Origin of the sequence: Actinosynnema sp. NPDC020468, from assembly GCF_040642015.1 — a bacterium.
Classification (GTDB): domain Bacteria; phylum Actinomycetota; class Actinomycetes; order Mycobacteriales; family Pseudonocardiaceae; genus Actinosynnema.
Genome location: NZ_JBFAEO010000039.1, coordinates 39652 through 57021, shown reverse-complemented (window position 1 = coordinate 57021; position 17370 = coordinate 39652). Strand labels below are relative to the sequence as shown.

The 17370-nt window shown below is 73.9% G+C and carries 18 protein-coding genes; 10 read left to right on the top strand and 8 right to left on the bottom strand.

The window, feature by feature from the left end; all coding sequences use genetic code 11:
- Positions 1–5 precede the first annotated feature (5 nt).
- Entirely contained in the window at positions 6–1466 is a 1461-nt protein-coding gene (locus AB0G50_RS25630) for a glycoside hydrolase family 57 protein (RefSeq protein WP_360112994.1), read from the bottom strand.
- On the bottom strand, positions 1463–2209 hold the full coding sequence (locus AB0G50_RS25625) for a class I SAM-dependent methyltransferase (protein ID WP_360112992.1): 747 nt from the start codon (positions 2207–2209) through the stop codon (positions 1463–1465). Before AB0G50_RS25625 ends, AB0G50_RS25630 begins: the two co-directional genes overlap by 4 nt.
- A gap of 317 nt (positions 2210–2526) precedes the next feature.
- Here AB0G50_RS25625 and AB0G50_RS25620 point away from each other — a divergent pair, with 317 nt between their 5' ends.
- A complete protein-coding gene (locus AB0G50_RS25620) occupies positions 2527–5079 on the top strand; it encodes a hypothetical protein (protein ID WP_360112990.1) in 2553 nt (850 codons plus the stop codon).
- A gap of 22 nt (positions 5080–5101) precedes the next feature.
- Positions 5102–5527 (top strand): hypothetical protein, encoded by a 426-nt coding sequence (locus tag AB0G50_RS25615; RefSeq protein WP_360112988.1) that lies wholly within the window; start codon positions 5102–5104, stop codon positions 5525–5527.
- Between the two features lie 5 nt (positions 5528–5532).
- Here the strand turns inward: AB0G50_RS25615 and AB0G50_RS25610 are convergent, their stop codons facing one another.
- Together AB0G50_RS25610 and AB0G50_RS25605 are read right to left on the bottom strand one after the other, a co-directional pair.
- Positions 5533–5676 carry a hypothetical protein gene (locus tag AB0G50_RS25610; RefSeq protein WP_360112987.1) on the bottom strand — a complete coding sequence of 48 codons (144 nt, stop codon included), beginning with the start codon at positions 5674–5676 and terminating at the stop codon, positions 5533–5535.
- 49 nt (positions 5677–5725) lie between these two features.
- Positions 5726–6568, bottom strand: a complete 843-nt coding sequence (locus AB0G50_RS25605) for a DegV family protein (RefSeq protein ID WP_360112985.1) — start codon at positions 6566–6568, stop codon at positions 5726–5728.
- A gap of 277 nt (positions 6569–6845) precedes the next feature.
- Here AB0G50_RS25605 and AB0G50_RS25600 point away from each other — a divergent pair, with 277 nt between their 5' ends.
- The 8 genes from AB0G50_RS25600 to AB0G50_RS25565 all read left to right on the top strand — a co-directional run bounded on the left by AB0G50_RS25600 (position 6846) and on the right by AB0G50_RS25565 (position 14579).
- Positions 6846–7628, top strand: coding sequence for an electron transfer flavoprotein subunit beta/FixA family protein (locus tag AB0G50_RS25600; protein ID WP_360112984.1), 783 nt, complete (start codon positions 6846–6848; stop codon positions 7626–7628).
- 17 nt (positions 7629–7645) lie between these two features.
- Complete coding sequence (locus tag AB0G50_RS25595; RefSeq protein WP_360112982.1) at positions 7646–8605, top strand: electron transfer flavoprotein subunit alpha/FixB family protein; 960 nt, start codon at positions 7646–7648, stop codon at positions 8603–8605.
- 344 nt (positions 8606–8949) lie between these two features.
- On the top strand, positions 8950–9720 hold the full coding sequence (locus AB0G50_RS25590) for a GNAT family N-acyltransferase (RefSeq protein ID WP_360112980.1): 771 nt from the start codon (positions 8950–8952) through the stop codon (positions 9718–9720).
- Positions 9717–10586 (top strand): lysophospholipid acyltransferase family protein, encoded by an 870-nt coding sequence (locus AB0G50_RS25585; RefSeq protein WP_360112978.1) that lies wholly within the window; start codon positions 9717–9719, stop codon positions 10584–10586. Before AB0G50_RS25590 ends, AB0G50_RS25585 begins: the two co-directional genes overlap by 4 nt.
- Before the next feature lie 11 nt (positions 10587–10597).
- Positions 10598–11965 (top strand): MFS transporter, encoded by a 1368-nt coding sequence (locus AB0G50_RS25580; protein WP_360112976.1) that lies wholly within the window; start codon positions 10598–10600, stop codon positions 11963–11965.
- Positions 11965–13140 (top strand): cysteine desulfurase family protein, encoded by a 1176-nt coding sequence (locus tag AB0G50_RS25575; protein WP_360112974.1) that lies wholly within the window; start codon positions 11965–11967, stop codon positions 13138–13140. Before AB0G50_RS25580 ends, AB0G50_RS25575 begins: the two co-directional genes overlap by 1 nt.
- Before the next feature lie 5 nt (positions 13141–13145).
- On the top strand, positions 13146–14228 hold the full coding sequence (gene mnmA, locus AB0G50_RS25570; protein WP_360112972.1) for a tRNA 2-thiouridine(34) synthase MnmA: 1083 nt from the start codon (positions 13146–13148) through the stop codon (positions 14226–14228).
- A gap of 63 nt (positions 14229–14291) precedes the next feature.
- Entirely contained in the window at positions 14292–14579 is a 288-nt protein-coding gene (locus AB0G50_RS25565) for a hypothetical protein (protein WP_360112970.1), read from the top strand.
- Here the strand turns inward: AB0G50_RS25565 and AB0G50_RS25560 are convergent, their stop codons facing one another.
- From AB0G50_RS25560 to AB0G50_RS25545, 4 genes are all read right to left on the bottom strand, one after another.
- Positions 14580–15242, bottom strand: a complete 663-nt coding sequence (locus tag AB0G50_RS25560; RefSeq protein ID WP_360112968.1) for a hypothetical protein — start codon at positions 15240–15242, stop codon at positions 14580–14582. It abuts the gene before it with no gap.
- Positions 15243–15326: 84 nt separating this feature from the next.
- Complete coding sequence (locus AB0G50_RS25555) at positions 15327–15632, bottom strand: hypothetical protein (protein ID WP_360112966.1); 306 nt, start codon at positions 15630–15632, stop codon at positions 15327–15329.
- A 10-nt stretch (positions 15633–15642) separates the two neighbouring features.
- Positions 15643–16509, bottom strand: coding sequence for a serine/threonine dehydratase (locus AB0G50_RS25550; protein ID WP_360112964.1), 867 nt, complete (start codon positions 16507–16509; stop codon positions 15643–15645).
- Between the two features lie 7 nt (positions 16510–16516).
- Entirely contained in the window at positions 16517–17017 is a 501-nt protein-coding gene (locus tag AB0G50_RS25545) for a DUF6584 family protein (protein ID WP_360112962.1), read from the bottom strand.
- Between the last annotated feature and the right edge of the window lie 353 nt (positions 17018–17370).

Below are 17370 nucleotides of genomic sequence, written 5' to 3'. Positions count from 1 at the left end.
CGCCATCACAGGCCCCTCGCGTCGAGGTGTCCGAACGGCCCGTCCACCGACCGCAGCGAGGCCGCCCGGTCCGCGCCGCGCCCGGCCCGCAGCGCCGCGGCCAGTTCGGCGAACCGGTCGGCGTGCGTCTTGGCCCGGTGCCGGGCGTAGTCGGCCGCCGAGTCCTTGGTGACCATGAACGCCCAGTCGCTGGACAGCGCGAGCAGCGCCTCCCGCACCGCCTGGTCCGCGACCGGGTTCCGGGCGCCGCCGCGCAGGTCGAGCTCCAGCAGCTCGCGCAGCACCTCCTCGTTGCCCCGCACCACGTCCGCGACCTGCGGCCCGTTCCACACGTGCCAGTCCTTGCCCGCGCCCCACGACGACGGGTGGATCGTCACCGGCTCGCCCACGTGCCCGGCCTCGACCGCGCCGCGCAACGTCGTCACCCGCACCCCGGCCTCGGGCAACGCCCGCAGCACGGCCTCCAGCCACCGCGGCCCCTCGTGCCACCAGTGCCCGTACAACTCGGTGTCGTAGGCGGCGACGACCAGCGCCGGCGCGCCGGTCCGCCGCTCCAGCTCGGCGAACCGGTTCAGCACGTGCCCGACGAAGTCCTCCGCGTCCCGCGCGACCGCTCGCGCGGCGAGGGCCGGGTCGTAGGGCAGCTTGTCCTCGGGCGCGACGTCCAACCCGGTCACCCGGGCCGGCTTGAGCCCGCTGGCGTGGTCGTAGGTGTGGAAGTCGCGGTACACCGGGTCGCCCGGGTAGCCGACCTTCGGCGACCACACCCGGTAGGACACCTCCAGGTCGCGCCCGAAGCACAGCACGTCCGAGTCGCCGACGGGGCGCGCCCGCGCGGTGTCGTGGCGCAGCGACGGCCCGTCCACCAGGAACCGCCGCACGCCGGCCCGCGCGTACTCCTCCTCCATGCCGGGCGCGTACGCGCATTCCGGCGCCCAGATGCCCTCCGGGCGGGAGCCGATCCGCAGTGCCGTGTCGTCCAGCCCGGTGCGCAGCGCGAACGCCCGGACCCGCGGGTCGAGCAGCGGTTGGAACGGGTGGGTTGCCGGTCCGCCGAGCAGCTCGATCGTCCGACTGTCCACAAGGGACCGAAGAATCGGCGAGAACCCGTGCCGCCACCGGGTTTCGAACGTCTCCAGCGCCCACGCCGAGGCCCGGTGCTCGCGCCGGCCCAGTTCGGGCAGCCGGCGGGCCGCGTCGTGCGCGCGCAGCTGCCAGTTGCCGAGCCACTCGTGGGTGGCGCGCAGGCAGTACGGGTCGTCCAGCTGCGCGGCCAGCACCGGCGTGACGCCGAGGGTCAGCACGTCCTCGCGACCCTCCCGGGCGAACCGCTCCAGCAGGTCGACCACCGGCAGGTACGAGTGCGCCCACGCCTGGTGCAGCCACTCCTCGCCGACCGGCCACGTGCCGTGGTGCGCGAGCCAGGGCAGGTGGCTGTGCAGCACCAGGCAGAACGTGCCCTTCACCGGCGCACCGCCACGGCCACCAGGTCGAGGCTCGCGTCCGGCTCGTCGGTGGTGATGGTGAAGTCCGCGCTGGTCACGCCCGCCACGGCGGCCAGCAGGTCGGCGGGCCAGGCGTCGCCCTCCACCACGACCCGCACCTGGGCGTCGATGATCGACCCGCCGAACGCGGCGTCCAGCTCGCGCAGCCGGGGCCCGTGGTGGAGTCCGGCGAGCAGTTCGAGGTCCAGTCCGGACCCGGTGACCAGGTCGGCGAGCTCGGCGGGCGCGAGTTCCCTGGTGTGGAACGGGTTCAGGGGCGTGTCGCGGCCGGGGGAGAAGGTGATCCGGTTCGGGGTGGTGATCAGCAGCCGGCCGCCGGGGCGCAGCACGCGGGCGCACTCGCGCAGGAAGCCCTCCTGGTCCCACAGGTGTTCGATCACCTGGAGGTTGGCGACGACGTCCACGCTCGCGTCGCGCAGCGGCAACGAGGCGAGGTTGCCGCGCAGCACGGCGAGGTTCGGGTAGGCGCGGTGCGCGTGGGCGGCGGTGAGCTCGTCGTAGTCGAGCGCGATGACGCGGGTGGCGTGCTCGGCGATCAGCGCGGCGCCGTAGCCCTCGCCGCAGCCGGCCTCCAGGACGACCGCGCCGGCGCAGTGGTGGACGAGGTCGAGGTAGGCCGCCTCGTGCCTCCGGAACCAGTAATTTTCTTCGACTATCCCGGGCACGGTGCGTTCGCCGGTGAGGGGTAGCGGCTCCACGGTCACGCCGTCAGGGTAGTTGCTCGTTACTCGTGGGTAGCCAGCGCCTGGGTGTATCGGGTGTCACCTGGTCGTGTGTATTTATCGGGGGTAATTACCAACAGGTGATGTGGTGGTCCATTGTGCAGTCGTGAGCCGTTACTCGAAAAATGACACCATCGGGTGACGCCGGTCAGGTTAAGTTGATCTTGAGGTGGGTTGTTTCGCCTGCAAGAAGCCTTTTTCCGGACTGTCTTCAAGGTTTCCCGATGAGTCCGCTCGTGCTGGTTGCGCCGACCGGTGGTCGGTAGTCTCGGCGAATCTTCGACCGAGTGGGGCGGGCCATGGGTGCGAAAGAGACGGACATTGTTCCGCTGCACGCGGGTTTCGACGTCGTCTACCGGGGCTTCCACCGCCGACAGGTCTCCGAGCACATCGAGGGTTTGGAAGAGCGGTTGAGGCACGCCGGCGTGGACCGGGCGGAGGCGTTGGCGCAGGCGGGCGAACTGGGTCGGCTGCTGGAGCGGACGCGGGCCGAGTTGGAGGGCACGCGCGAGCGCGCGGACCGGCTGGAACACGCGCCGGACACGGTGACGGGCGCGACGGACCGGTTGCACCGGATGCTCGTGCTGGCCGAGGACGAGGCGGCGGAGCTGACCGCGCGGGCCGCGCGCGAGGCGGAGGCGTTGCGCCGGCACACCGAGGCGGAGGCGGCCGAGCGCCGTCGGGAGTTGGACGAGGAGATCGCCCTGGTGCACGCCGAGGCCGACGCCGCCGCACGCCGGGTGCGCGAGTCGGCGTCCCTGCGCGCGGCCGAGCTGGACCACCGCGAGGTGGACCTGGAGCGGCGGCGGGCCGAGGTCGACCACTACCTGCGCACCAGGGCCGACCACCTGGAGGTGGAAGGCCGGACCGTGCTCGCCGAGGCTCGCGCGCGGGCGCGGGCGATGCTGGAGCAGACCCGGGCCGAGGTCGAGCGCCTGGCCACCGAGGCGGCGGCGGACCACGCGCGGGTCGAAGCCGAGGGCCGCGCGCTGGTCGACACGGCCCGCGCGGAGGCCTCGGCCCTGGTGGTCGCGGCCCGCGCGGACGCGGACGCCGCGGGCCGGACGGTGCTCGCGCAGGCCCGGGCCGAGGCGGACCAGGTGGCGTCGGCGCTGGTGGCGGACGCCCGGGCCGAGGCGGCGGACGCCGTCCGGTCGGCGCTGGCCCAGGCCCGTGCGGAGTCCGACGCCCTGCTGGCGGCGGCCGCGGTCGAGGCCGACGAACTCGCGGCCGGCTCGGCCGGTCGGGCGTTGCTCGCGGAGGCCCGCGCCGAGGCCGAGTCGGTGGAGGAGTCGGCGCGGGTCGTGCTGGTCGAGGCGCGGGAGGCGGCGAACGCGCTGGTCGCGGCCGCGAGGACGGGTGCGGACGACACGACCCGGGCACTGCTCGCCGACGCCCGCGCGAAGGCGGACGCGGTGACCGCCGGGGCGGCGGAGCGGGCGCGGGTGGTGCTGGCCGACGCCCGTGCCGAGGCGGACGCGGTGGTGCGGGCCGCGACGACCGGGTTCGAGGCGACACGACGGGAACTCGCCGCCGCGCGGGCCGAGGTGGACGCCCTGCTGACCGCCGCCACCGAGGCGGAGGACGCGGCGCGGGCACTGCTCACCGGGGCACGGGCGGAGGCGGAGGAGTCGGTGCGGGTGCTGCTGGCCGGTGCGCGAGCGGAGGCCGACGCCGTGCTGGTGGCGGCGACCGCCGAGGCCGAGGCGACGCGAGCCGGGACCGACGAGGCGGCGCGGGTGGTGCTGGCCGACGCGCGGGCCGAGGCGGAGGAGGCGGCCCGGGTGCTGGTGGCGGGTGCTCGGGACCAGGCCGAGGTGGTGACGGCTCGGGCTCGGGCCGAAGCCGACGAGGTGGTCGCCTCCGCCGTCGCCGCGGGTGAGGCGGCTCGGGCCGAGGCGGAGGAGGCGGCCCGGGTGGTGTTGGCCGGTGCCCGGGTCGAGGCCGACGGGTTCGTCGCGGCGGCGGTGGCCGAGGCCGACGCGGCCCGGGAGCGGGTGGCGGAGGTGGTGGCCGCGGTGGCGGCCGTGCGGGCGGAGGTCGAGGTGGTCGCGCGGGACGTGGTGGGCGCGGCGAAGGCGCGGGCGGAGGCGTTGGTGGGCAGGGCTCGGGTGGAGGCGGAACAGGTGGCCGGTGAGGCGCAGGCCGGGGGTGAGGCCGTGGTGGCGCAGGCACGGGCCGAGGCCGCCCGGGTGGTGGACGACGCGGTGCGGCGGGCGGCCGGGATCGAGGCGGCCGGGCGGGCCGCGGCCGAGGTGGTGAAGGACGAGTGCGTCGCGGTGCTGGAGGCGGCGCGGGCCCGGGCCCAGGAGGTCGTCGAGCGGGCCGACGAGGAGGCCGCGCTGGTGCGCGGTGAGGCGGCGCAGCGGTTGGCGGGCGCCGAACTCGGTGCGCGGCAGGTGGTCTCCGAGGCGCTCGCGCGGCGGGCCGAGGTCGAGGCCGAGGGCGTGGTGATGGTGGAACGGGCCAGGGTCGAGGCCGACCGGGTGGCCGCCGAGGTGGCCGAGCGGGTGGCGGAGGCCGAGCGCGAGGCGGACGCCCGGCTCGTCGCGGCGCGGGACGAGTGCGCGGCGCTGCTCAGGGAGGCCCGCGAGGAGGCGGACGAGGTCGAGCGGTTGGCCTGTACGCAGTCCGGGCTGCTGGTCGCGGTCGCGGCGGGCGAGGCGCGCCGGCGGATCGCCGAGGTGAAGTGGTGCACCGACGAGCTGGTCGGGTTGCGGCAGGCCGTGCTGACCGAGCTGGCCGCCGCGCGCTCCGCGTTGGACGCGGCGCTCGACCGGGTGCCGGCGATCCCGGTGCAGGCCGACGGCCAGGGCGGTCGGCAGGCCGAGGGTCTGCGGGTCGACGCATGACCCCGGTCCACTCCCCGGAGCCGTGCCGGTGACCGGCGGCGCGGTCGCGTTCGTGCTGGGGCTCTGCGCCCTGTCGTTCGCGCTCGGCTGCGTGGTCACCGCCTACATGCTCCGCCGCCCGGAACCCGTGTGGGAGGACGTCGAGGACGCCGACCGGCTGGAGCTCACCTCCGGCGCGGGCCGCGCCGACGCGCCGGGCAAGGCCGCGCTGGAACTCGTGCCCGACCCGTCGCCCGAGCAGGACCACGTGGTCGAGCTGCGCGCCCGCACCCTGATGGCGAGGCTCGCCGAGCACGAGGCCGCGGCGAGGCTCGCCGAGCAGGGCGCGGACGAGGAGTGCCGGGTGGTGTCGTTGCCGGTGCAACCCGACCCCGAGCACTCCTCGCCCACCCGCTTGCCGAAGCAGTCCGAGCCGGTGGCCACCGAGCAGCCCAAACCGGCCGGTTGAGAGCTCTAGCGCCGGCGGAACCGGCGCAGTGCCTCCTGCGCCTTGGCGCGGTTGCGCGGGTCGCGGGCGGCGGTGCGGACCTGGTCGGTGACCCGGCGGCCCTGGGGGCTCCGGAGGAATGCGGCGATCTTGCCGAAGAACGAGGCCATGGACATCTCCTTCCCGCCCCGTCCAACGCGCAAACCCGAAGCAGGGTTCCTAAACGGGCGAAACGGTCACGCCGACCGCGCCGGGGCCGAGGTGCGCCCCGAGGGCCGAGCTGACCTGGGTGATCATGAACCGGCGGACCGACGGCACCTTGCGGCGCAACTGCTCCAGCACGCCCGCCGCCTTCTCCGGCGCGTCGAAGTGCTCGACCGCGAGGTCCACCGCGCCACCGCCCGCCCGCCGCACGGACAGGTCGACCAGCTTGCGCATCGCGCGGTCCGCGCCCAGCACCTTCTCGACCGCGGTGATCCGGCCGTCCACCATGCTCAGCAGGGGTTTCATCGACAGCGCCGAGCCCAGCAGGGCCGCCGCCGAGCTGATCCGACCGCCGCGCCGCAGGAACTCCAGCGTGTCCACGTAGATCAGCTCCGTGCTGCGGTCGTACGCGTGCCGCGCCGCCGTCAGCACCCGTTGCGCGTCGCCGCCCGCGCCGGCCACGGTCGCCGCCGCCACGACCGCGTACCCGAGCGACATGCCGCACGTCTTGGTGTCCACCACGTGCACCGGCACCCGCACCTGGCGCGCCGCCTCGGAGGCCGCCTCGACCGTGCGGGACAGCTCGTTCGACACGTGCAGCGACACCACCGCCTCGACGCCCGCGGTCGCCAACTCCTGGTAGGCCCAGAAGAACGCGCCCGGGTCCGGTGGCACGGTGACCACCTCGACGTCGTCCCGCAGCGCGTCGACCAGCTTCGGGACGGGCACCCTGGCCTCGTCGTCCACGTAGTCGCCGATGCGCACCTGGATCTGGGCGACGGTGACGCCCAGTTTCTCGGTGAGCTGCGCGGGGAGGCAGGCGGTGGAATCGGTGACTACCGCTACTCGCCTATGCATGCCCTGCAACCTAGCGCGATGTCGTAATCGAAACGCAACCGTTCGGAGATCTTGCTGTTCACAGTGATCGCCGGGTGAGCATCGTCACGCGCCACGCCGCACTGATGACGTTTGCCCTGCTGCTACTGGTGGGTAACATAGGCGTGGCTAACACCACCATGCCAACGCGTCCACCGCGTGGCAGGGTCCTACAACACACTGGAACACCCGGCGACCGGTCGAAGCCAACCGCGCCGCCCGCACTCGCCGCCCGTCCGCAGGAGGTCGAAGAGGACCCATGAACATTGTCGTCCTGGTCAAGCAGGTGCCAGACACCTGGTCCGAGCGCAAGCTCTCCGACGCCGACCACACCCTCGACCGCGACTCCGCGGACGCCGTGCTCGACGAGATCAACGAGCGCGCAGTCGAAGAGGCGCTGCTGCTCCAGGAGGCGCACGGCGGCGAGGTGACCGTCCTCGCCATGGGTCCGGACCGCGCCACCGACGCGATCCGCAAGGCGCTCTCCATGGGCGCCGACAAGGCGATCCACGTCTCCGACGCGGCGCTGCACGGCTCCGACGTGCTCACCACCGCGAAGGTGCTGGCGAAGGCCATCGGCACCGTCGACGGCTTCGACCTGGTGATCGCGGGCAACGAGGCCACCGACGGCCGCGCCGGCGCGATCCCGGCGATCCTGGCCGAGCTGCTGGGTCTCCCGCAGGTCACCCAGGTCCGCAAGGTCACCGTCGAGGGCACGACCGTCAAGGCCGAGCGCGAGACCGACGAGGGCGTCGCGCACCTGGAGGCGACGCTGCCCGCCGTGGTGAGCGTGACGGAGAAGATCAACGAGCCGCGCTACCCCTCGTTCAAGGGGATCATGGCCGCGAAGAAGAAGCCCGTGACGACGCTGACGATCGGCGACCTCGGGCTGGACGCGGGCGAGGTCGGCCTCGGCGGCGCGTGGTCGCAGGTGCTGGAGGCGGCCCCGAAGCCGCCGCGCTCGGCCGGTCAGCGCGTCGAGGACGAGGGCGACGGCGGCGCGAAGATCGCCGAGTACCTCGTCGGCCAGAAGCTCATCTGAGACGGGGAGAGGGAAACATGTCCGAAGTCCTGGTCCTCGTCGATCACGTCGACGGCGAGGTCAAGAAGGTCACGTTCGAACTGCTGTCGGCCGCGCGCCGGCTCGGCGAGCCCGCCGCGGTCGTCGTCGGCTCGCCCGGCACCGCGGGCAAGGTCCGCGAGGCGCTCGGCCGTTACGGCGCGACCAAGGTCTACGCCGTCGAGTCCGACGACGCGGCCACCTACCTGGTGACGCCCAAGGTGGACGCGCTCGCGGCCGTCGCCGGCACCGCCTCGCCCGCCGCCGTGCTGGTCTCGGCGACGTTGGAGGGCAAGGAGGTCGCGGGCCGGCTGGCCGTGCGGCTCGGCTCGGGTCTGCTCTACGACCTGGTCGACCTGGACGCCGACGGCACCGGCACGCAGTCGATCTTCGGCGGCGCGTACGTGGTCAAGGCCAAGGTCAGCAGCGGCACCCCGGTGATCGCGGTGCGCCCCGGCGGCATCGACGCCGAGGAGTCACCGGCGGACGCGGTCGAGGAGACCGTGGAACTGCCCGCCACCGACGCGGCCAAGGCCACCCGGGTCACCGGCCGCGAGCCGATCGTGGGCGGCGACCGCCCCGAGCTGACCGAGGCGTCGGTCGTCGTGTCCGGTGGACGCGGCGTCGGCAGCGCGGAGAAGTTCGACGTGGTCGAGAAGCTGGCGGACAGCCTCGGCGCGGCCGTCGGCGCCTCTCGCGCGGCGGTCGACTCCGGCTACTACCCGCACCAGTTCCAGGTCGGCCAGACGGGCAAGACCGTCGCGCCGCAGCTCTACATCGCGCTGGGCATCTCGGGCGCGATCCAGCACCGCGCCGGCATGCAGACGTCGAAGACGATCATCGCCGTCAACAAGGACGCGGAGGCCCCGATCTTCGAGATCGCGGACTTCGGCGTCGTGGGCGACCTGTTCGCCGTCGCACCGCAGCTGACCGACGAGGTCGGCAAGCGCAAGGGCTGAGCACGCACGTCGCGCGGAGGCCGCTTCCCCTTGGGGGAGGCGGCCTCCGTCGTCGTCGGGGCCGGTGATCGCGCTACCAGTCGCGCGGTGGTCGCGCCACCCGGTGACGACGGCGGCCCGCCGGGCCCGCACGGCCGCGCCCGGCGGGTAAGCACTGGTCGGACCACCGCCCCGAGCACCGGCCGGTCCGGTCGGACGCACCCGCCGGCCTCCGTCGAACCCACCTCCGGGTGATCCGGTCGATCTTGGCCCGAACAGGGCGAACCGGCGCTTAACCGACCAGCCATTGACGTGTCATCGGAATAACCCTCTCCGCGTTTCCAAGCGGTCGGTACACCAGACGCATGACGCAGCCGCAACTGCTTGTCAGCACCGGGGACGACACGGCCGACGCGCCGCGGTACTCCCTCCTCGTCGCCCGCGACAGCGCCGAGGTGGTCGCCGCGCAGAGACTCCGGCACCAGGTGTTCGCGCAGGAGATGGGCGCGACGCTGCACAGCGCCGTCGCCGGTCACGACGTCGACGCGTTCGACGAGTTCTGCGACCACCTCGTCGTGCGCGACGACAACACCGGCGAGATCGTCGGCACCTACCGGATGCTCCCGCCCGAGCGGGCGGCGCAGGCCGGGCGGCTGTACTCCGACACCGAGTTCGACCTGGGCAACCTGGCCGCGCTGCGGCCGAGCGTGGTCGAGACCGGTCGGTCCTGCGTGCACCCCGACCACCGCAACGGCGCGGTCGTGAGCCTCGTGTGGGCGGGCATCGCGCGCTACATGCTGCTGTCCGGCCACTCCTGGCTGGTCGGCTGCGCCTCGGTGCCCCTGCACGACGGCGGCTCCTACGCGGCCGGCGTGTGGGACCAGGTGCGCGCCAAGCACTACGCGCCCGAGGAGTACCGGGTGCACCCGCACACGCCGTGGGACGTCGACGGCGTCGAGCGGCCCGCGAAGACGGTGATCCCGCCGCTGCTCAAGGGCTACCTGCGGCTGGGCGCGTGGGTCTGCGGCCGACCCGCCCTGGACACCGACTTCGGCGTCGCGGACCTGTTCATCCTGCTCGGCATGGACCGGGTGGACCAGCGCTACCTGAAGTTCTTCCTCGGGGAGACATCGTGAGCCACGCCTGGATGCCGTCCTCGCCGTGCGGCGACGGCTGTGTCGACCACACCTCGGCGACCGTGGGCCGGACCCGGGCCGTGCTGCGCGCCCTCGCCGCCGCGACCGTGATGCTCGGCGGCGTGCTGCTGCTCCTGGGCGTCCTGGTGACCCGCGGCCGGGCTCGCCGCGACCTGCTGAAGTCGTGGTTCCGGTTGCTGCTGCGGGCGTTCGGCGTCCGGCTCAAGGTCGTCGGCGCGCCGCTGTTCCAGGCCACGCCCGGTCGTGGCGTGCTCGTGGTGAGCAACCACGTGTCGTGGCTGGACGAACTCGCGATCGACGCCGTGCAGCCGATCCGGCTGGTCGCCAAGAGCGAGATCCGGAGTTGGCCGGTGCTGGGCGCGCTGATCACCGGCGCCCGCACGGTCTACCTCGACCGCGAGCGGCTGTCGCTGCTGCCCGGCACGGTGGCCGAGCTGGCCTCCGCGCTGCGGGACGGCGCGGCGGTCGGCATCCACGCCGAGGGCACCACGTGGTGCGGGCTCGCGTCGGGCCGCTACCGGCCGGCGCTCTTCCAGGCCGCGCTCGACGCCGGTGTGCCGGTGCGCCCGGTCGTGCTGCGGTACCGGCAGGACGACGGCGCGACCACGCGGCCCGCGTTCATCGGCTCCGACACCCTGGTCGCCTCGATGCGCCGGGTGCTGTCGCTGCGCCGGCTGGTGATCGAGGTGCACGTGCTCGACGAGGTCGCCCCGGGTCGCGCGGACAACCGCCGGGACCTCGCCGCACTCGTCCAGAACGATTCAGAACGCGCCCTCTACGGCGACGTTTCCGTTCCCTCCCAACGGGTTCACGCCGGAGTTGACCTCCAGCGCGCTGGAGGTTGAACCATTACCGGGTGACCACGACCTCGGAAAGCCGCAAGAGCTCGCTGTGGGACGCCGAAACCCGGGGTCCCACGGCGGGCATCGTCCTCCTCGTCACCCTGCTCGCGTTCGAGAACATGGGCGTGAGCACCGCGATGCCGCGGCTGGTGGCGGAGCTCGACGGCGGCGACCTCTACGCCTGGCCGTTCCTGGCGTTCCTGGCCGCGAGCGTCGTCGCGACCGTGCTGTCCGGCCGGTTCAGCGACCTGCGCGGGCCGCGGCCGTCGCTGCTGTTCGGGCCGGGGCTGTTCCTGGTCGGGCTGCTGGTCGCGGGCGCCGCGCAGAACATGGGCGTGCTGCTGCTCGGCCGGGTGCTCCAGGGCTTCGGCGGCGGCGCGCAGATCGTGGCGGTGTACGTGCTGATCGGGCTGGTCTACGCCGAGCGCGACCGGCCCAAGGTGTTCGGGCTGCTTTCCACGGCGTGGGTGGTGCCCTCGCTGGTCGGTCCGGCGCTGTCCGGGTGGCTGACCGAGACGCTGAGCTGGCGCTGGGTGTTCCTCGGGCTCGCGCCGCTGGTGCTGCTGGGCGTGCTGCTGCTGGTGCCCGTGCTGCGGCACCTGCCCGCGCACACGCCCGCCGAGACCACCCGGCGCGGTCTGCCCGCGAGCGCGCTGGGCGCGGGTGCCGGCGTGGTCGCGCTGAGCTGGGCCGCGCAGCACCCGTCGGGCTGGAACCTGGTGGTCGGCGTGGCGGGTCTGGTCGTGCTGGCGCCGTCGCTGCGGGTGCTGCTGCCCGCCGGGACGCTGACCGCCCGCGCCGGCCTGCCGACGACGATCCTGCTGCGCGCCCTGCTGGCCGGCTCGTTCTTCGCCACCGAGGCGTTCATCCCGCTGACCCTCACCTCGGTGCACGGCTACTCGGCCATCGCCGCGGGCATCCCGCTGACCGTGACCGCGCTCGGCTGGTCCGGCGCGTCGGTGTGGCAGGGCAGGCACCCGGAGATCCCGCGCGAGCGGCTGATCCGGATCGGCTTCTCGCTCAGCGCGGTGGGCATCGGCGGCGTGACGCTCGTCGCACCGTCCTGGGGACCGGCGTGGGCCACCGCGCTGCTCTGGTCGGTCGCGGGGCTCGGCATGGGTCTCGCGATGTCCAGCCTGAGCGTGCTGACGCTGGGCGCGTCGACCGACGCCGACCGCGGGTTCAACTCCTCCGCGTTGCAGATCAGCGACATGCTCGGCTCGGCGCTGCTGATCGGGCTGGGCGGCGTGATGGTCGCCTCGCTCGCGTCGGCCGAGGCGCCGACCGCGGCGATCGTCCCGTTCGACCTGCTGATGGCGGCGGTCTCGGTCCTTGGTGCGGTGCTCACGGTGAGGCTCCGCCGGGCTACCCTGGAGGACTGATGGCCTACTTCGACCACGCCGCCACGACCCCGATGCTGCCCGCGGCGATCGCGGCGATGACGAGGGCGTTGTCCACCACGGGCAACGCCTCGTCGCTGCACACGTCGGGCCGCCGGGCGCGCCGGCTGGTCGAGGAGGCGCGCGAGGACATCGCCGACGCCCTGGGCGCCCGGCCGTCCGAGGTGATCTTCACCAGCGGCGGCACGGAGAGCGACAACCTCGCGGTCAAGGGCGTGTACTGGGCCCGCCGCGCCGCGGGCAGGCGCCGGGTGGTGGCCTCCTCGGTCGAGCACCACGCGGTGCTGGACGCGGTGCAGTGGCTGGAGGAGCACGAGGGCGCCGAGGTCACCTGGCTGGCGCCGGACGAGCTCGGCCGGATCACTCCCGAGGCGCTGCGCGAGGTGCTGGCCGACGACGTGGCGCTGGTGACGGCCATGTGGGCGAACAACGAGGTCGGCACGATCAACCCGGTGCGCGAGCTGGCCGCGGTGAGCGCCGAGGCGGGCGTGCCGTTCCACACCGACGCGGTGCAGGCGGTCGGCGCGGTGCCGGTGCGGTTCGCCGAGTCCGGCGCGAACGCGCTGACGCTGACCGGGCACAAGGTCGGCGGCCCGTACGGGGTCGGCGTGCTGCTGCTCGGCCGCGACGTGCCGACGACGCCGCTGCTGCACGGCGGTGGCCAGGAGCGCGACGTGCGGTCCGGGACGCTGGACGTGCCGGCGATCGCGGCGCTCGCGGTGGCCGTGCGGCACGCCGTCGAGAACCAGGCCGCGGCCGCGGTCGAGCTGGCCGCGCTGCGCGACGAGCTGGTCGACGCGGTGCGCGCGGCGGCGCCGGACGTGGTGGTGAACGGCGACCCGGTCGACCGGTTGCCCGGCAACGCGCACCTGACCTTCCCCGGCTGCGAGGGCGACAGCCTGCTGATGCTGCTGGACGCCAAGGGCGTCGAGTGCTCGACCGGCTCGGCCTGCACGGCCGGTGTCGCGCAGCCGTCGCACGTGCTGCTGGCGATGGGCGTCGACCCGGTCCTGGCGCGCGGGTCGCTGAGGTTTTCGCTGGGTCACACGTCGACGCGCGACGAGGTCCGCGCGCTGGCGGAGGTGATCGGCCCGGTGGTGGAACGCGCTCGGACGGCAGGCATCGCCGGTCTGAAGCGGCAGAAGGCGGAGGTGTAGCGGACATGCGGGTGCTGGCGGCGATGAGCGGCGGGGTGGACTCCGCCGTGGCGGCGGCGCGGGCGGTGGCGGCGGGTCACGACGTGACCGGCGTGCACCTGGCGCTGTCGGCCAAGCCGGGCACGCTGCGCACCGGCGCGCGGGGCTGCTGCACGCTCGAGGACGCGCACGACGCCCGCCGGGCCGCCGACGTGCTCGGCATCCCGTTCTACGTGTGGGACTTCGCGGAGCGGTTCACCGAGGACGTGGTGGACGACTTCGTCGCCGAGTACGCGGCCGGTCGCACGCCCAACCCGTGCCTGCGGTGCAACGAGCGGATCAAGTTCGAGGCGTTGCTGGACAAGGCGATCGGCCTCGGCTTCGACGCGGTGTGCACCGGCCACTACGCCCGGTTGTCCACTGTGGACGGACGGGTCGAGCTGCGCCGGTCAGCCGACGACGGCAAGGACCAGTCCTACGTGCTGGCGTCGCTGACCGCGGCGCAGTTGGCGCACGCGATGTTCCCGCTCGGCGACTCGACCAAGGCCGCGGTGCGCGCGGAGGCCGCCGAACGCGGGCTCCAGGTGGCCGAGAAGCCGGACAGCCACGACATCTGCTTCATCCCCGACGGCGACACCCGCGGCTTCCTGACCCGGAGGCTGGGAGAGCAGCCCGGCCTGCTGGTGGACGACGAGACCGGCGCGGTGCTCGGGCGGCACGTCGGCGTGCACGAGTTCACCGTGGGCCAGCGCAAGGGCCTGGGCATCGACGCGCCCGCCTCCGACGGCCGGCCGCGCTACGTGCTGTCGCTGGAGCCGGTGAGCGGCACGGTCCGGGTCGGCGCGGCGGAGCGGCTCGAGGTCACCGAGATCGTGGCGACCCGGCCGGTCACCCGGGTGCCGTTCGCCGGTCCGGTCGAGTGCGTGGCGCAGGTGCGCGCACACGGCGGCACGGCGCCGGCCGTGGCAGAGTTGGTGGGCGACGAGTTGGTCGTGCACCTGCGCGAGCCGCTGCGGGGGGTGGCTCCCGGCCAGGCCGTCGCGGTCTACCGGGAGGACGCGGCGGGTGACCTCGTGCTCGCGAGTGCGACGATCAGCACCACCGGGTGAAACGGCCGAGTGCCGTTACGCGATGATCGGTGTAAGCCGAACCACACTCCAGGAGGCCTGCCTGTGGATCTCGCGGACGCGACGCGCCGGGTGTCGACGCTGAACAGCAAGTTGAACCACCCGTCGACACAGGTGTTGGACGCCGGGCAGCACGGCAGGCTCAAGGAGGAGGTCCAGGCGCTGTACTGGGCGGTGCGGGAGCGGGTGGGCGGTGCCGACTGGCGCGGCCTGCACTCCAGGGTCGCCGACCTGATCAAGCGCGTCGACCTGCTCGACCCGAGCCGCGACCAGGACGTCTTCGTGCCGCACCAGGTCCGCGAGCCGCGTCCGGCACCCGACCGCTGCTGGTAGTCAGCGCAGGACGGCGTTGAGGGCCACCGCGCCCGCGACCAGCGCCAGGTAGCCGCCGGAGGCCACCCGCACCGCGCGGGTGCGCCGACGTTCGTCCCAGGACGTGAAGCCGAGCGCCCAGGCGAACAGGGGCAGCAGGAGCACGCCGTGCATCGCCACGCCGTGCGAGAGCTTCCACGAGCCGCCGCGCTCGGCCACCATCAGTCCGCCCGACGCCATGGCGAGCAGGAACGTGGCCGTGCCGACCCGCACGGCCCACGTCATCGACGGCGTCAGGTGCTCGGCCCGGAACGCCGCGACGGCCAGCGCCACCACGCACACCACGATCGTGATGCCCCCGACCGTGAGCAGCCGCGTGACCACCGTGTCGAACGTCGTGGCCTCGTTGAAGTGCGACGGCACCCCGCGCCACGCCTGGAGCGTGATCAGGCCGACCTCCAGCACCGACACGGCGGTGAACAGCCGGGTGAACGCCGGTCGGGCGCGCAGCAGCCCCGCCACCCACGCGTAGGTCGCCAGGGTCAGGCCGAAGGACAGCCCGAAGGTGATCGGCTTGCGCCAGGACACCGGCCCCTCCCAGGGACCGCCGTCCACCAGGAAGACCACGACGTGGAACAGGCCGGACGCGAGCAGCAGCGCCGACACCCGGTACGCGAGAGCCATGCGGCACAGCGTGCCGGTGGAGCGCCCGTCACCACGTCGGGCGACGGGCGGCTCACCGGCGTACGCCGCCGGACGTAGAGCGGCTCAGCGCGGCACGCACAGCGCGGTGGCGGCGAACTCGGCCCACCGGTCCTCGTGGGTGGCGGGCACCGACACCCAGTCGCGCATCGGCCGGCCCTTGCCGGAGGGGTCGAACAGGTGGGCGCCGTCGAGTTCCAGCGCCTCTCGGTGCGCGCGGGTGCCCTCGCCGAGGCGGCACGCGAGCGCGTCCTGGTGCAGGCAGGCGAACGCCTTGCCGCCCACGTCCTTCAGCGCGGGTTTGCCGAACAGGCTCGAGGCCTGCACGCCCGCCGACCCGAGCCGGCTCGCCAGCTCGTCCAGTGTGTCCACGGTCACCAGCCTAGGGCGTCCAGTCCGTGTTGGCCCCGCACAGCACGACACCGGCCAGGGTCGCCTCGACGCGGCCGTGCAGCCAGGCGGCGAACGGCACCGCGGCGGCGGGTTCGACGGCCAGCCGGAACTCCTCCCACAGCCGGTCCCGGGCGGCCAGCAGCTCGGCGTCGGACACCAGCACCGACTCGACGGCGCCGTCGAGGATCGCGAACGGGGTGTCGCCGACGCGGGTCGCGCCGAGCGCGGACGCGGCCACCGAGTCGACCGGCGAGTCCACCGGGTGCCCGGCCGCGAGGGCGTGGTGCAGCGCGCAGCAGTGCTCCGGCTCGACGGCCACCACCCGGCGTCCGCCCGCGCCCAGCACGGTGCCCGCGACGAGCCCGCCACCGCCGACCGCGACCACGACCGCGTCGACCTCGGGCACGTCCTGGACCAGCTCCAGCGCGACCGTGCCCTGGCCCGCGATCACCCGGAGGTCGTCGTAGGCCTCGACGTAGGTGCCGGGTGCCTCCCGGGCGGTCCGCGCCGCGTCGGCGTAGGTGGCCCCGTGCCGGATCAGCTTGGCGCCCGCCTCCTCGATCCGGCGGACCTTGCCCTCGGGCGCGGTCACCGGCACGTACACCGTCGCCGGCACGCCCAGCAGCGCGGCGGCCTTCGCGACGCCGAGGCCGTGGTTGCCCCCGGACGCGGTGACCACCCGGTCGGGCAGTTCCTCGGCCAGCAGTCGGTTCAGCGCGCCGCGCAGCTTGAACGAGCCGGTGAGCTGGAGGTGCTCGAGCTTGAGCACCAGCGGCCTGCCGTCCACCTCGACCTTCCAGGCGGGGGTGCGGCGGGCGTGCGGTCGGATGCGCTCGGCGGCGGCCTCGGGTGTCATGGGTCCATCATCCGACGATCCCGCGCCACACCCACATCACCAGCGTCACGGCGCCGACCACGAAGCACAGCAGTGCCACCACCAGGCCTAACAGCACCAGCGCGTTGACCCACCAGGACGAGTCGCGGTCGTCGGCCGTCGCGAGCCGGGCGCGCAGGTCCTCCGACACCGCCGACTGGAGCGCGGCGAGCCTGATCCGGGCGGTTTCGGTGGTGTCGCCCCCGCTGACCCAGTTCATCGCGGCGAGCCGGGACTCGGGCGTGCGGTACCCGCGTTCGAACGCGGCCACCTCGGCGTCGTCCCGCCGTTCGGCCAGGTAGCTCCACCGGCCGGCCTGCACCGGGTCGCCCAGCACCCGGTAGACCGCGGCCAGCCGCTCCCGCAGGTCGAGTCGGTCGGGGAAGCTCGTGACCAGTCCCACGAGTCGTTGTCGCGCGCGCAGCACGCTCGCCAGATCGCCGCGTTCGACTTCTTCGGCGGCCTTGCGAAGCGTCAGCTCGACAGGCATGGGCCACATCGTCCCAGTGGGCGCAACCTCGGTGGTCGGCCGCCCGTGCGGTTTACCCGTTGTTCTCCCGTTCGCGCAGGTCGGAGCACGAGGCCGGGTCACCGGGAATCGACCGGACGACGCATCGGGGTAGGAATGGGCAGTACTGCGTCCACCGGCGTCCGCCGGACCTTCTCCGCATTTCTCGGGGAATAGCGGATCGTGCGTTCCGGAACCGGGAACGACCCGTTCGCGCACTTGTGGGAATCGTGAACCTGGGTAATTTCTTGGGTCGTGGTGGACGCCGCCGATCCCTTCCGCGGACCGGCCGGTCCCACCGCACCGCAGGCCGTCGGTCCGCGCCGGTCGGCCCG